The organism is Variovorax sp. SRS16 (genome assembly GCF_901827165.1).
In the GTDB taxonomy this organism is placed as follows: domain Bacteria; phylum Pseudomonadota; class Gammaproteobacteria; order Burkholderiales; family Burkholderiaceae_C; genus Variovorax.
The window spans coordinates 5,714,758-5,728,877 of record NZ_LR594666.1 but is presented as its reverse complement, the minus strand read 5'-3'; the positions used below and the strand labels follow the sequence as shown (position 1 = coordinate 5,728,877).

Sequence of the window (14,120 nt, the reverse complement as noted above, 5' to 3'; positions counted from 1 at the left end):
TCATCATGGGATTCGAATCGTTGAAGCCAGGCCTGGTCCTCGGATCACTCGTCTACGCGCTCATCGGCGTGGTGATTTTCTGGCTGTGCTTCCTGATCATCGACAAGATCACGCCCTATGACCTCTGGGGCGAGATCGTCGAGAAGCAGAATGTCGCGCTCGGCCTCGTGGTCGCTGCGATGAGTCTGGGCATCTCGATCATCGTTGCCGCCGCAATCCATTGAGCCGCCCTGCGGCCGACGTGCCCGAGATGAACACGCAGGCGCAGGCCGCGCCGATGCCGCGCGGGCGCTCGCCCAGCGCCGTCGAGATCGCGCTGCTCGCGAGCGTGTTCGTGGTCGCGGCCTGCGGCTTGGTCTACGAGCTGACCGCCGCGGCGCTGAGTTCGTACCTGCTCGGCGATTCGGTGCTGCAGTTCAGCACCGTCATCGGCACTTACCTGTTCGCGATGGGCGTGGGCTCCTGGCTTTCGCGCTATCTCGAGCGCCAGCTGCCCGCGCATTTCCTGCGCATCGAGTTGATGGTCGCGCTGGTCGGCGGCGGGCTGCCGGCGCTGCTGTTCCTGGCCAGTGCCTACATTCCGGGCGCGTTCCGCCTCTTGCTCTACGGCCTGGTGCTGGCGGTCGGCGTGCTGGTGGGCCTGGAGATCCCGCTGGTGATGCGCATCCTGCGCCGCAACGTGCAGCTCAAGGATCTGGTGTCGCAGGTGCTGACCTTCGACTATCTCGGCGCACTCGCGGTGTCGATCGCATTTCCGCTGCTGCTGGTGCCGCAGCTCGGCATGATCCGCACCGGCCTGCTCTTCGGGCTCATGAACGCGGCCGTTGCGCTGTGGGCGCTGTGGATGTTCCGCCATGGACTGCGCCGCGTGGGGGCGCATGGCGTGGCATGCGCGCTGACCCTCGGCGCGCTGGCTTGTGCCTTCGTGTTCGCCAATCGCATCACCAGCCTGGCCGAGGACAAGTTCTACCAGGACCCGATCGTGTTCAGCGCGACCTCGCCCTACCAGCGCATCGTGGTGACGCGCGGGCATGCCGCCGGGCATCGCCTGTTCCTCAACGGCAACCTCCAGTTCGCCGAGCGCGACGAGTACCGCTACCACGAGGCGCTGGTGCATCCGGTGATGGCCGCGCACGGCGCGCCGAAGAAGATCGCGGTGCTCGGCGGCGGCGATGGCATGGCGGTGCGCGAGATCCTCAAGTACCCCTCCGTCGACAGCGTCACGCTGGTCGAACTCGATCCCAACATGACCCGGCTCTTCACCGAGCACGAAACGCTTGCGGCACTGAACGGCGGTTCGCTGAAGTCGCCCAAGGTGCACATCGTCAACACCGATGCCTTCCAGTGGCTGCAGCAGCCGGGCGACATCTTCGATGTCATCGTGGTCGACTTCCCCGATCCGACCAACTTCGCGATCGGCAAGCTCTACACCAGCTCGTTCTACGCGCTGCTCGAAAAACGACTGGCCGCGAGTGGCTACGCGGTGATCCAGACCACCTCGCCGCTGGTGGCGCGCAAGAGTTTCTGGACCGTGGCCACGACGATCGAATCGGTGGGGCTGCTCGCAACGCCCTATCACGCCCATGTGCCGAGCTTCGGTGAATGGGGCTACATCATCGCGAGCCGGAGGCCTTATCGGCTGCCTGATGCGCTGCCGCCGGGCCTGCGTTTCCTGTCGGTCGGTACGCTGCCCCTCCTGTTCGACTTTCCGCGCGACATGGCGCGCGTACCGACGGAAGTGAACCGCCTGTCGAACCAGATCCTGGTCACCACCTACGAACAGGAATGGGGCAAAGTTGCTGCGCATTGACGATGAAGCGGCGTGAGTTCATCGGCGCGACGGCGGGCGCATTCGCGCTTTGCGGATGCGACGCGTCGGCGCCAGCCATCGAAGGCGGCTTCACCGGCATCGACGTGGCGCGCGGCCATGCGCTGCGCGATGGCCTGCTGCGTTCGGATGGACCTGTGCAGACGCGCCGCACGCGCGTCGTGATCGCCGGCGGCGGGGTCGCGGGTCTCGCGGCAGCGCGCGCGTTGCGACTCGGCGGCATCGACGACTTCACGCTGCTCGAACTGGAGGACACGGCCGGCGGCAACAGCCGCGGCGGCGCGGTCGAGGGCATTGCCTGTCCGCTCGGCGCGCACTACCTGCCGGTGCCCGGCGACGATGCGACCGAGGTCCAGGATCTGCTGGAAGAGCTGGGTCTGCGGCAGCGCGTTGCGGGCCGTTGGGCGTACGACGAACGCCATCTCTGCCACAGCCCGCAGGAGCGTCTCTTCATCGGCGGCGAATGGCAGGACGGCCTGTTGCCCGTCAACGGCATCGGCGAGGCGACGCTTGCGCAGTACCGCCGCTTCGCCGCGCAGGTGGACCGGCTGCAGCACGAGGCGAAGTTCTCGATCCCGACGCTGAAGGCACCGCTGTCGGCCACGTTGCTGGCACTCGACGCGGTCTCGTTCGGCGCCTGGCTGGACGGCCTTGGCCTCGACGACCGGTATCTGCGCTGGTACCTCGACTACTGCTGTCGCGACGACTACGGTGCCGGTCTCACGCAGGTCTCGGCCTGGGCCGGCATCCACTACTTCGCGAGCCGGCACGGCTTCCATGCGCCCGGCGACGACAGCGGCGAGCGCGACGCGGTGCTCACCTGGCCCGAAGGCAACGGCTGGCTCACGCGCCGGCTCGCGGCGCCGCTGGGCGAACGGTTGCATGCGGCGCAGGCCGTCGTGCGCATTGCCGAAACGCGCGACGGCGTCGAGGTCGACAGCTTCGACCTCGCCTCGCATTCCGTGGTGCGGTGGCAGGCCGAGCACTGCATCGTCGCGCTGCCGGTGTTCATCGCCGTTCGCGTGATCGAGGGACCGCCCGTGCTGCTGCGCCATGCCGCCGCACATCTTCGCTACGCGCCATGGCTGGTTGCCAATGTCCATCTGCGCGCGCCGCTGGCCGACCGGCGCGGCCCGGCGCCGAGCTGGGACAACGTGATCTACGGCACGGCCGGCCTCGGTTATGTCGATGCACGCCATCAAAGCCTCGACCCCACGCCCGGCCCGACCGTGATGAGCTGGTACCGCCCGCTCGGTCCCAGCGGCTACGACGGTCCGGACGGCCGCCGCCGGCTGCTCGACCGGCCATGGGCCGCGTGGCGCGACGACCTGCTGGCCGAGCTTTCGGTCCCGCATCCCGATTTCGCGGCGCAGGCGACGCGCATCGACATCACGCGCTACGGGCATGCGATGGCCATTCCCTCACCCGGCCTGCTCGGGACCGGGGCGTCGTCGATGGCACGAAGCCTGGTGCGCAGCGGACGCCTGCTGTTCGCCCATGCCGACTGGTCGGGCTACTCCATCTTCGAAGAGGCGTTCACGCGGGGACACCTGGCGGCCTCGGCATTGCTGGCCTGAGCGGCGATGGAACGCATGTCCACGAAGACCCGTGGCGCCCGCGGTCTCAGTCGCGTGCCGCGCCGCCGCCGAGCTGCTTGTCGATGAAGGCCATTGCTGCCTCGCCGTCGAAGTCGTGGCGGCCGACGAACTCCCGGAATTCGAAGCGATCGCCGATGCCCAGGCGCTGGTACAGCGCAGCCGCTTCCGGCGCTGCCTTGCGCGCGCCCTGGATCGGAAAGAGCGGGTCCTGGTTGCCGGCCTCGATCAGGAGCGGCCGCGGCGCGACGAGCGCGGCGACCGACGGGTCGCGCCACAGCGTCAGCGCATCCGGATAGCGCCAGTCGAGAAAGCCGTTCGGCTCGGACGAATCCAGCACGGCTTCGCGATCGTTGAAGTACGCGGCCACGACGGCCACGCGGATGCGCGGATCGAGCGCGGTCGTGTAGAGGGTGTAGAAGCCGCCGTAGGAGTGGCCCATCATGGCCACGCGCTGAGGATCGATGTCGGGCCGCTTGAGCAGGACGTCCAGCGCCTTGACCGTCTTGGCGATCTCGATGGCCGGCAGCGAGGTGCCGGCCTCCCAGGCGCGCACGGTCAGCCGGTCCCTGAAGTCATCGCCGTCCCGGCCGTAGTGCACATAGGTCGGCATCCAGACCGCGTAGCCATGCTGGAGCGCGTCCCAGGCCAGGTTGCGGCGGCTCTTGCCCATGCCCTTCAGCAGGCCGTCCGGGGTCTCGGCGGGCATTCCGCCGCGGCCGGCGGCTGAAATCACCAGCGGCAGTTTCTTCTGGTCGTCCGCGCTCTTCGGACGCATGTAGATGCCCGTGGCGTAGACGCCGGGCAGCACCGGGATCTTCAGTTCGCGGTAGGTCGCGAATTCATCGGCGCCGATGGCGGATTCAACCACCGGCTGCGTGAGCGGCACATCGAAACCCGGCGGGGGATAGCGCAGGCTCTGGCTCAGGCGCGCCCGCGAAGCCTGGGCGGACCGGGAGAAGGCTTCGGCGCTCGAGAAGTCGAGCGCCGGCGATGCCGCGACCGGCGGGACCGCATCGCGCAGCGCGCGCAGGTAGGCCGCGATCTCGTCGCCCTGCGCGAGGGCGCGGTCGACCACGTCCTGGCGCTTCATGCGCAGGGTCGGCGATCCGATCCTGGCGGCCGCCATGTCGTACAGCCGGCCCGAGACGATCCATGCGAAGTCGTAGACCGGCCGGGCGAAGTAGGACCAGACCAGCAGCACGAGGACCAGCAGAAGCCAGGAGCGCTTGCGCATGGGGCGATCGGCCATGGGCGGCGTCTGCGGCGCTAGTTGCGCATCAGTGCTTCGATCTCGTCCGCATCGACCGGCACGCCGCGCGAGATCAGCTCGCAGCCGCTGGCGGTGACGATGGCGTCGTCTTCGATCCGGATGCCGATGTTGTGGAACTGCGCCGGCACGCCGTCGGCAGGGCGCACGTAGATGCCCGGCTCGACGGTCAGCACCATGCCCGGATGCAGGATGCGGCTGGGACGGTTCTTGATGATCTCGTTGGACAGCGGGTCCTTGCGCTCGCTCACCTCGCCCACCTCGGTCGGCTCGACGTAGCTGCCGCAGTCGTGGACATCCATGCCGAGCCAATGGCCGGTGCGATGCATGTAGAAGGGAAAGTAGGCGCGCTGCGCGATCACGTCGTCGATGCCGCCGACCTTGTTCGCGTCGAGCAGCCCCAGATCCAGCATGCCCTGCGACAGCACCTTCACGGCGGCCTCGTGCGGATCGTTGAAGCGCCGCCCGGGCTGCGTCGCCGCGACCGCCGCGTCCTGGCTCGCGCGCACCAGGTCGTACAGCGCGCGCTGCGGTCCGGTGAACCGGCCGTTGGCGGGAAAGGTGCGCGTGATGTCGCTCGCGTAGCCGTCGAGTTCGCACCCGGCGTCGATCAGCACCAGCTCGCCGTCGCGCACCGGCGCCACGTCGGCGCGGTAGTGCAGCACGCAGGCGTTGGCGCCCGCTGCCACGATCGAACCGTAGGCGGGATATTGCGAACCGCCCAGGCGGAATTCGTGCAGCAGTTCGGCATCGAGGTGGTATTCGCGCACGTCCTTCCCCTCGCGCAGCATGCGCGCCGACAGCTGCATCGCGCGCACGTGGGCCCGGGCGCTGATCTGCGCGGCGCGGCGCATCACGTCCTGTTCGCCGGCGTCCTTCATCAGGCGCATCTCGTCGAGCGGGCCGCACAGGTCGCGCTGCTCTTCCGGACAGAGCGCGCCGTAGCGCACGCGTGCGCGCACGGCCGAAAGCCAGCCGTCGATGCGCGACTCGAGGCCCTTGTAGGTCGCGAAGGGATACCAGACGACGGCCTTGTTCTCCAGCAGCTTGGGCAGCCGGGCATCGAGTTCGTCGACCGCGAAGGCCTCGTCGACGCCGAGCGCTGCCGGCGCCGCCGAAGGCCCGAGTCGGTAGCCGTCCCAGACCTCGCGCTCCGGATCCTTGGGCGCGCAGAACAGCGTGGCGCGGCCATCGCCGGCCAGCACCAGCCAGGCGTTCGGCTCGGTGAAGCCCGTCAGATAGAAGAAATAGCTGTCATGCCGGTAGAGGAAGTCGCTGTCGCGGTTGCGTTGGCGTTCCGGTGCCGTCGGAATGATGGCGATGCCGTCGGCACCCAGTTGGGCTGCAAGGCGCGCACGGCGAAGAGCGTGGGAATTTGCGGTCATGTCGTCACTATGCAATACGTTTGTAACACCCTGGCGGCGCTGGGAAACAAACAACGAAAAGATTTGCAAGAATGATTGCCCTGTAGGAAGGCTCCCACGTACAAGCTCATCTTGATCAATCTGGAGGTGTTTTTCTTGAAATTCATTCATAAAAGCGCACTTCTGCTTCTTGTTGCTGCGAGTGCGTTGAGCGCGTGCGGAGGTGGGGGTGGCGGTGGCGGCGGCGGTATCGGTGCAGTCGGTTTGAGTGCTGCCACTTTGGGCACGGGCGCGACCGGTACAGGGACCGCAGGATCCGGCACGAGCACGGACACAGGCAGCAGCGGACCGGTGCTGGGCGACGCGATCGTCAGCAGTTCCGGCACGTTCTCGGCGGCGGCTTACCAGTCGACGGCTGCAGCCATGGGCAAGGCGGCCGGCATCGACTATCGCTACGGGCCGAACCCGGCCGCCTATGGCACGACCAGCAATGCCGGGCGCACGGCCCTCGTGGCGCCGGCCGATCAGTCGTACGACCCGATCTCGCTCAACAATCCGGCCGGCATCGGCGGCGACCGCCACTGCCTTCCGTTTCCGAATGGCTTCTGCGGCACCTGGCAGGTCGGCGGACCGCTGGTGGCGAGCCCCGGCGACTATTCCTCGAACATCATGCAGACCGCCTTCGTGGCCGATAGTCCGGCCCAGTACGGCGGTGTGGCTGGCCTGCAATCCATCTCCATGGCCAGCAACACGTTTGCAGAGCGGCCCCAGCCCAGCTGGGCGACGTACCAGGGGGTGTACTCCGCCACCAACGACTCCGGCATCAACGACTTCAACCTGCTGAACTACCGCAACGCTGGCCTCAAGACCAGCGACGCCGTGGCGGTTGGCCATTGCTATGGCCGCGACACCTGGTGCGTGACCAATCTGATGGTGTTCCAGGGCGGCCTGATCGCCGCAGCCGGCAGCAATACCGCGTACAACCAGGGCACGGCACAGCTCGCGGCAGGCAAGGTGCCGACCGCGATCGCGGTGACCAACAGCGGCGAATTCGCGCTGGTCACGGTCTGGGACACAGTCAACCTGAAGGGACAGGTGGCGGTGATCGCGTTGGCCGGCCTGTGCAATGCCTGCACGCCTGACAACCCTGGCGCCTGGTACAACAACTGGGGCGAATGGAACGGCGTCTATCCCGGTCTCCCCAACCTCGGCAACTTCGCTTACATGAAGGTGCTGGGCTATGTCGACCTGCCCACCACGATGAAGGCGCCGACCGAGATTTCGGCCTCGACCGGCGTCAGTGTCGACAGCTACAACGCCACGACCAACACGTACTGGAATCTCCCGCTGAGCAGTGACGGCAACCGCACCAGCTTCTACAGCGGTGCCAACAGCGGCGCCGTTGCACGCACCGGCATTGCGGTCGTGATTTCCAAGTCGGAGCAGCAGGCGGCCTTCATCGACCTGCGTCCACTGTTCAGCTACTACCGCGAGCAGTACTTCAACGTTGCCGCCAATCCGCAAAGTACGTTCAACAACAAGATCGTCAATGGCCGCGGGCCGGCCGACAACCAGTGGCCCTACACCTTCACGCAGGTGCCGTCCCAGATGCCGACCGTCATCAAGACGGTGGCCCTGGCGCAGCGCCCGTCGGCGGTCAAGGTGGGCCTGCTCAGCAGCACCTCCCGCGCCTGGGTCGCGACGCAGGACGGCCAGCTGCACATCTACAAGCTCGGCAACTACCTCAACGCGACGACCGCCGGCACGGCGACCGATATCACCGACGCCGGCACCACCCCCGTCGCGGTCGGACGCAATCCGACCAGCATCGCCTACGTCAAGAAGGGCGGCGCCGACCACGACCTGATCGTCACCTCGCGCGGCGATCGCCGCATCGACTGGGTGCGCTTCGCGAACGACTTCAACAGCGGCATCCCGCGCGTTCCCGCGCTGTCGCTGTCCGATGCCAGCCTCGTGGACCCGATTTCGGCGGAGGACAACGAAAACCATGGCACGGAGTCGTACGTGCTGTCGGTGGCCGACTATGGCGGCAGGAAGATTTCGAACTATCGCTACGGCCCGGTCATCTTCCGGACCAACGTGACAGCGGGGTGGACCTGCCAGCCGCCCAGCGGTTGTCCGGTCTCCGGCAGCGGCCCCTTCGAATATGGCGGCAGCTTGTCGTTGCCTGGCGGTGTGTTCCAGGTCGTCACCTCGAACATCCCGTAACGGCAGACGGGCATCAGGGAGCGTTCAGCGCGTCAAGTCGCTCGGGCGTTCCCACATCGGTCCATGGGCCCAGGTAGAGTTCTGCACTCACCTGGGCCTTTCTCATGGCCGCGCGCAACAGTGGCGCGAGCGGAGCCCGGACGCCATCCGGATTGCCCGCGGCGATGTCGCACCAGGGCGGCGCAAACAGCGCGGCGCGGTAGAGCCCGATGGTCGAGAAGGTGAAGCGGGTTGCGGCGCCCGCGATGCCATCGTCCGTGGCCAGCCCGTCTTCGTCGAGTCCGAAATCGCCTTTCGGGTTGTGCGGCGGATTCGGAACCAGCCACAGATGCGCCAGCCGGCCGCCGGCCACGAAGCGCTCGACCGCCGCCCGGCTGAATCCGAAGTCCGGCGCGAACACGTCGCCCGCGGCCACCCAGAAGACCTCGCCCAGCAATGGCAGTGCGCGAACGATCCCGCCCGCGGTTTCGAGCGCGCCGCCGAAGTCGCGGGCTTCGTGCGAATAGCCGAGCGTCGACGCCAGGCCTGTGTCCCACGCGCAGCGCGTGCCGAAGCGCTGCTCGATCTGCTCACCCAGCCACGCGGTGTTGACCACGAGCTGCGTGAAGCCCCCTGCCGCCAGTGCCTCCATCGGCCATTGCATCAGCGGCTTGCCGCGCACCTTGAGCAGCGGCTTGGGCGTGGCGTCCGTCAGCGGCCGCATGCGCTCGCCGCGCCCGGCCGCGAGGATCATGGCCTTGACCGTCACGCGGTGGCGGCCCCGAGCGCGCCGCGCTTCAGCGCATGCCGCTCCACGCGCGTCGGCATGAAGATCGCCTCCAGCGCTTCCATCACCGCCATGGCCTTCCTCGAATGGTCGGCGCCGATGTTGCAGACGTAGACATCGAGCGTGACGCCGCGCTGTTCGGGCCAGGTGTGGGCGCACAGATGCGACTCGGCCAGCAGCACCGTGGCCGTCGCGCCGCCGGGCCCCTGCGGCGTTGCCGGAAAGCCGTGAAAGAGCTTGCCGACCACCTGCAGCCCGGCGGCCTGCGCGGTCTTGACGCAAGCCGCGCCGAGCGCTTCGGCATCGAGCAGCCAGTGCATTTCGCAGCGGCAATCGTGGAGGTCGGCGGTCAGGTGCAGGCCATGCATGGGCGGGACTCTAGCAGTCCCGCGCGGCCCTCGGCCGGGGGCCGCGCCCCCGGCCGTTAAAATCCCGGGTTCCCCCTAACCTGCTCCCAGAGAAAGCCACAAATGGCCAACCAAGCCTTGATGGCCAACGCGATTCGCGCGCTGGCAATGGATGCCGTTCAACTCGCCAACTCAGGGCATCCTGGCGCACCGATGGGCATGGCCGACATGGCCGTGGCGCTGTGGAGCGAACACCTGCGCTACAACCCCGCCAATCCGCACTGGTTCGACCGCGATCGCTTCGTGCTGTCCAACGGCCATGCATCGATGATGCTGTACGCGGTGCTGCACCTCACCGGCTACGACCTGCCGATGGACGAGCTCAAGCGCTTTCGCCAGCTCGGCAGCAAGACCCCGGGGCACCCCGAAGTCGACCTCACGCCCGGCGTCGAAACCACCACCGGCCCGCTGGGCCAGGGCATCACCAACGCCGTCGGCTTCGCGCTGGCCGAGAAGCTGCTGGCGGCCGAGTTCAACCGCAAGGGCCACGAGATCGTCGACCATCACACCTACGCCTTCCTCGGCGACGGCTGCATGATGGAAGGCATCAGCCACGAGGCGGCCGCGCTGGCCGGTGCGTGGCGGCTGGGCAAGCTCATCGCGCTCTACGACAGCAACGGCATCAGCATCGACGGCCAGGTCAAGCCCTGGTTCATCGAAGACACCGAGAAGCGTTTCGAAGCCTACGGCTGGCACGTCATCGGCCCGATCGACGGCAACGACGAGAAGGACGTTTCCAAGGCCATCGAGAAGGCCAAGAAGCACACCGACAAGCCTTCGCTCATCATCTGCAAGACGACCATTGGCAAGGGCAGCCCGAACCGCGCCGGCACCGCCAAGGCGCACGGCGAGGCGCTCGGCGTCGAAGAGGTCGCGCTCACGCGCGCCGCCATCGGCTGGCCCTACCCGCCATTCGAGATCCCGCAGGCCGTGTACGACGACTGGAACCACAAGGAAGCCGGCGCCAAGGTCGAGGCCGAATGGGACGGACGCTTCGCGGCCTACACCGCTGCCTATCCGGAACTCGCTGCCGAATTCACGCGCCGCATGAAGGGCGAGCTGCCGAAAGACTTCAACCAGGTCGCCTTCGACACCGTGGTCGCCGCCCACGCCAAGGCCGAGACGGTGGCCAGCCGCAAGGCGAGCCAGCTGGCGCTCGAAGCCTTCACCGCCGCCCTGCCCGAGATGCTCGGCGGCAGCGCCGACCTGACGGGCTCCAACCTCACCAACACCAAGAGCACGCCGCCGCTGCGCTTCGATCCGAAGACCGGTGCCGTGATCCTGGGCGCGGTCGAACAGTCCAAGCCGGGCGCCGAAGACGAGGCCAGGCCGAGCAGCACCGCCGACAACGCCGAGCCGCCGCACATCATCGGCCGCCACATCAACTACGGTGTGCGCGAGTTCGGCATGGCGGCGATCATGAACGGCATCGCACTGCATGGCGGCTACATCCCGTACGGCGGCACCTTCCTCACCTTCAGCGACTACAGCCGCAACGCGGTCCGCATGGCCGCGCTCATGAGGCACCGCGTGATCCACGTCTTCACGCACGACTCGATCGGCCTCGGCGAAGACGGCCCGACGCACCAGTCGATCGAGCATGCCTGGTCGCTGCGCCTGATCCCGAACCTCGACGTCTGGCGTCCGGGCGACACGGCCGAGACCGCGGTGGCCTGGGCCGTCGCGCTGCAGAACGCCAGGCATCCGACGGCGCTGCTGCTGTCGCGCCAGAACATCGCCTACGCACCGAAGAAGGATCTGAGCGACATCAGCAAGGGTGCCTACGTGCTGGCCGAACCGATCGGCGGCAAGAAGACGCGCGCGGTCCTCATCGCCACCGGCTCCGAGGTGCAACTCGCGCTCAAGGCGCAGGAACTGCTGGCCGCGAAGAACATCGGCGTGCGCGTCGTGTCCATGCCCTCGACCACCACCTTCGACCGCCAGAGTACCGCCTACAAGAAGAGCGTGCTGCCCGCGGGCACGCCGCGCATCGCGGTCGAGATGGGCGTCACCGCCGGCTGGTGGAAATACGGTGTCGCCGCCGTCGTCGGCATCGACACCTATGGCGAATCGGCGCCCGCGCCCGCGCTCTTCAAGCATTTCGGTTTCACGGCAGAGAACGTCGCTGCCACCGTCGAAGCGGCGCTCGCGCGCTGAACTCGATCGACCCCGTTTTCAAACCATCCAGGAGCAGACACATGGCTATCAAACTCGGCATCAACGGCTTCGGTCGCATCGGTCGCAACGTCTTGCGCGCAGCGGTGCAGAACTTCAAGAACGACATCGAGATCGTCGCCATCAACGACCTGCTCGAGCCCGACTACCTGGCCTACATGCTGCAATACGACTCGGTGCATGGCCGCTTCCAGGGCGAGATCACGGTCGACGGCAACACCCTCGTCGTCAACGGCAAGAAGATCCGCCTCACGCAGGAGCGCGATCCGGCCAACCTCAAGTGGAACGAGGTCGGCGCCGACATCGTGCTCGAATCCACCGGCCTGTTCCTCACCAAGGAAACCTGCCAGAAGCACGTCGATGCCGGCGCGAAGAAGGTCATCATGTCCGCGCCCAGCAAGGACGACACGCCCATGTTCGTCTACGGCGTGAACGACAAGACCTACGACGGCCAGGCCATCATCAGCAACGCCAGCTGCACCACCAACTGCCTCGCGCCGCTGGCCAAGGTGGTGAACGACAAGTGGGGCATCAAGCGCGGCCTGATGACCACCGTGCACGCCACCACCGCCACGCAGAAGACCGTCGACGGCCCGAGCAACAAGGACTGGCGCGGCGGCCGCGGCATCCTCGAGAACATCATCCCTTCGAGCACCGGCGCGGCCAAGGCCGTGGGCGTGGTCATCCCCGAGCTCAACAAGAAGCTCACCGGCATGAGCTTCCGCGTGCCGACTTCCGACGTGTCGGTGGTCGACCTCACCGTCGAGCTGGTCAAGGAAGCGAGCTACAAGGAGATCTGCGCCGAGATGAAGGCGCAGAGCGAAGGTGCGCTCAAGGGCGTGCTCGGCTACACCGAGGACAAGGTGGTCGCCACCGACTTCCGCGGCGACCCGCGCACCTCGATCTTCGATGCCGATGCCGGCATTGCCCTCGACGGCACTTTCGTCAAGCTCGTGAGCTGGTACGACAACGAATGGGGCTATTCGAACAAGTGCCTGGAGATGGTGCGCGTCGTCGCCAGGTAAGCGCCTCTTTCACCGGCTGAGCCGATGGGAGGCTCAGACCGGCGACAGCACATGGATCACGCGGCCGGCAATGAAGTCCTTGTTCTTCGCGCCGTAGGCGACCATGTGCGGCGACACCGCATGCGCGTTGAGCGCATCCAGCGTTTCCCACTTCTCGATCACGACGAAGGTGTCCGCGCCGAAGGTGCCCGGCGACGTCGGCATGCCTTCGGCATCCAAGGTGGCGACGTACTCGATGCATCCCTGTTCGGCCAGCACGGCAGGCCGGTTGGCGTGGAAGGCTTCCAGGATCCGGGCGCGTTGACCGGGCTTGGCCGTGATGACGGCGACGACATGAATCATCTGCAGAATCTCCTTGGGCTGAGGCCGCGAATTTAAGCCGTATCGGTGTTTCGCGCGGGCCGGGCCGTGCGCCATCTGCGCGCAGGCATGCCATGCCCGTGATAAAGGCTCGCGCCGCGGGTGGCGAAGGTCAGCGCGCCGCGGCGCGCCAGCGCGTCCGCCACTACCCGTTCCGCGCCTTGCGGCGCATCGCGGCTCACCGAGACGAAGGCGGTCTTGGTGTAACAGCGCTCCTCCTTCGCCACGCGCACCCCGACGATGCGGTCCAGCACCTCGGTCGACACGTTGCCGGGATGGCCATGGTTGGGCACCTGCAGGAAGCGCAGGCTCGACGGCAGATGGATGCCCAGGCGTTCGGCGTAGTGCGCCGCTGCCGAGAGCGCCCCGATCCCGGCCGTGCCGGTCAGCAGCACCCCGTTGCCGGCGAAGCTGGCATAGAGCACGGCACTGGCATCGTTCTTCGCGCTGGTGACCGCATCGTTCGGCAGCGCCTCGAAGCGCCAGGGGCCGCCGGCCCACTCCTTCATCTTCAGAAAGAACGCGCCGGGATCGGCAGGCCCGGAGGCCGCGGCGCGCCTCGGCGATTGACCGAAGCCCGGCAGCAGCCCATCGACGTAGTGCTGCTCGTTTGGCGACAGCACCACGAACGGACCGATGCGCGCGCCCTTGAACGGCTCATGGACCGGGATGTTGCCGCGGCCGGCCAGTTCTTCCAGGCGGAAGGCGCTGCGCAGCTTGTCGCGCAGCGCCGCCGAACGCGTCCAGGGCCGATGCATCCACAACGCGCCGACCTGCAGCCGGCGCAGCACCACCGCCAGCCCGGCCGTGTGCTCGCTGTCGGGATGGGAACTCACGACATAGTCCACCCGCGAGCTCAGATAGCTGGATTCGATGTGCGCGACCAGGCGCTCGCCCGATTCCGCCGTGCCGCCGTCGTAGACCAGCACCTTGTAATTTCCCGGCAGGCCCCATCGCACGCAAAGCGCGCCGCCGCCGCTTGCGGACGACAGCAGGTCCACTTCATAGCCCATCGCGAATCCTCCTTTTTATGCATCACATCGTTTGATGCTATTTATTCGCAACCTGAGTTTGCGTGAAGCGCTGCCGCTTTGCAAGTTA

Annotated in this window: 12 protein-coding genes; 6 read left to right on the top strand and 6 right to left on the bottom strand. The window is 67.2% G+C overall.

The annotated features are described in order from the left end of the window. The first annotated feature begins 5 nt into the window (after positions 1–5). From E5P2_RS27570 to E5P2_RS27560, 3 genes are read left to right on the top strand one after another with little or no spacing between them, the layout of a single operon-like run. Entirely contained in the window at positions 6–224 is a 219-nt protein-coding gene (locus E5P2_RS27570) for a DUF350 domain-containing protein (RefSeq protein WP_162570253.1), read from the top strand. 26 nt (positions 225–250) lie between these two features. Beyond that, positions 251–1,810: a polyamine aminopropyltransferase gene (locus tag E5P2_RS27565; RefSeq protein WP_443083566.1), complete on the top strand. Its 1,560-nt coding sequence runs from the start codon at positions 251–253 to the stop codon at positions 1,808–1,810. 2 nt (positions 1,811–1,812) lie between these two features. After that, positions 1,813–3,405, top strand: coding sequence for an FAD-dependent oxidoreductase (locus E5P2_RS27560; RefSeq protein WP_162570252.1), 1,593 nt, complete (start codon positions 1,813–1,815; stop codon positions 3,403–3,405). A gap of 46 nt (positions 3,406–3,451) precedes the next feature. Here the strand turns inward: E5P2_RS27560 and E5P2_RS27555 are convergent, their stop codons facing one another. Next, on the bottom strand, positions 3,452–4,675 hold the full coding sequence (locus E5P2_RS27555; RefSeq protein ID WP_162570251.1) for an alpha/beta hydrolase family protein: 1,224 nt from the start codon (positions 4,673–4,675) through the stop codon (positions 3,452–3,454). A 17-nt stretch (positions 4,676–4,692) separates the two neighbouring features. Further along, positions 4,693–6,078 carry an aminopeptidase P N-terminal domain-containing protein gene (locus tag E5P2_RS27550; protein ID WP_162570250.1) on the bottom strand — a complete coding sequence of 462 codons (1,386 nt, stop codon included), beginning with the start codon at positions 6,076–6,078 and terminating at the stop codon, positions 4,693–4,695. Between the two features lie 243 nt (positions 6,079–6,321). Here E5P2_RS27550 and E5P2_RS27545 point away from each other — a divergent pair, with 243 nt between their 5' ends. Continuing rightward, on the top strand, positions 6,322–8,286 hold the full coding sequence (locus E5P2_RS27545) for a hypothetical protein (protein ID WP_162570249.1): 1,965 nt from the start codon (positions 6,322–6,324) through the stop codon (positions 8,284–8,286). Between the two features lie 13 nt (positions 8,287–8,299). Here the strand turns inward: E5P2_RS27545 and E5P2_RS27540 are convergent, their stop codons facing one another. Beyond that, positions 8,300–9,019: a nucleotidyltransferase family protein gene (locus tag E5P2_RS27540; protein ID WP_162570696.1), complete on the bottom strand. Its 720-nt coding sequence runs from the start codon at positions 9,017–9,019 to the stop codon at positions 8,300–8,302. 11 nt (positions 9,020–9,030) lie between these two features. Further along, on the bottom strand, positions 9,031–9,420 hold the full coding sequence (locus E5P2_RS27535; protein ID WP_162570248.1) for an S-adenosylmethionine decarboxylase family protein: 390 nt from the start codon (positions 9,418–9,420) through the stop codon (positions 9,031–9,033). Between the two features lie 102 nt (positions 9,421–9,522). Here E5P2_RS27535 and E5P2_RS27530 point away from each other — a divergent pair, with 102 nt between their 5' ends. Together E5P2_RS27530 and gap are read left to right on the top strand one after the other, a co-directional pair. Next, a complete protein-coding gene (locus E5P2_RS27530) occupies positions 9,523–11,616 on the top strand; it encodes a transketolase family protein (protein ID WP_162570247.1) in 2,094 nt (697 codons plus the stop codon). A gap of 41 nt (positions 11,617–11,657) precedes the next feature. Beyond that, on the top strand, positions 11,658–12,659 hold the full coding sequence (gene gap / locus E5P2_RS27525) for a type I glyceraldehyde-3-phosphate dehydrogenase (protein ID WP_162570246.1): 1,002 nt from the start codon (positions 11,658–11,660) through the stop codon (positions 12,657–12,659). A 33-nt stretch (positions 12,660–12,692) separates the two neighbouring features. On the opposite strand, the gene E5P2_RS27520 is transcribed toward gap, so the two are convergent. Together E5P2_RS27520 and E5P2_RS27515 are read right to left on the bottom strand one after the other, a co-directional pair. After that, positions 12,693–13,001 (bottom strand): putative quinol monooxygenase, encoded by a 309-nt coding sequence (locus E5P2_RS27520; protein ID WP_162570245.1) that lies wholly within the window; start codon positions 12,999–13,001, stop codon positions 12,693–12,695. Positions 13,002–13,033: 32 nt separating this feature from the next. Then, positions 13,034–14,032, bottom strand: a complete 999-nt coding sequence (locus E5P2_RS27515) for a hypothetical protein (protein ID WP_162570244.1) — start codon at positions 14,030–14,032, stop codon at positions 13,034–13,036. Positions 14,033–14,120 lie beyond the last annotated feature (88 nt).

Excerpts from the sequence above, each read along its gene's own strand:
- E5P2_RS27540 (WP_162570696.1), bottom strand. The coding sequence starts at position 9,019 with ATGATCCTCGCGGCCGGGCGCGGCGAGCGCATGCGGCCGCTGACGGAC.
- E5P2_RS27555 (WP_162570251.1), bottom strand. The coding sequence starts at position 4,675 with ATGGCCGATCGCCCCATGCGCAAGCGCTCCTGGCTTCTGCTGGTCCTC.
- E5P2_RS27570 (WP_162570253.1), top strand. The coding sequence starts at position 6 with ATGGGATTCGAATCGTTGAAGCCAGGCCTGGTCCTCGGATCACTCGTC.
- E5P2_RS27565 (WP_443083566.1), top strand. The coding sequence starts at position 251 with ATGAACACGCAGGCGCAGGCCGCGCCGATGCCGCGCGGGCGCTCGCCC.
- E5P2_RS27530 (WP_162570247.1), top strand. The coding sequence starts at position 9,523 with ATGGCCAACCAAGCCTTGATGGCCAACGCGATTCGCGCGCTGGCAATG.
- gap (WP_162570246.1), top strand. The coding sequence starts at position 11,658 with ATGGCTATCAAACTCGGCATCAACGGCTTCGGTCGCATCGGTCGCAAC.
- E5P2_RS27535 (WP_162570248.1), bottom strand. The coding sequence starts at position 9,420 with ATGCATGGCCTGCACCTGACCGCCGACCTCCACGATTGCCGCTGCGAA.
- E5P2_RS27515 (WP_162570244.1), bottom strand. The coding sequence starts at position 14,032 with ATGGGCTATGAAGTGGACCTGCTGTCGTCCGCAAGCGGCGGCGGCGCG.
- E5P2_RS27520 (WP_162570245.1), bottom strand. The coding sequence starts at position 13,001 with ATGATTCATGTCGTCGCCGTCATCACGGCCAAGCCCGGTCAACGCGCC.
- E5P2_RS27560 (WP_162570252.1), top strand. The coding sequence starts at position 1,813 with ATGAAGCGGCGTGAGTTCATCGGCGCGACGGCGGGCGCATTCGCGCTT.
- E5P2_RS27550 (WP_162570250.1), bottom strand. The coding sequence starts at position 6,078 with ATGACCGCAAATTCCCACGCTCTTCGCCGTGCGCGCCTTGCAGCCCAA.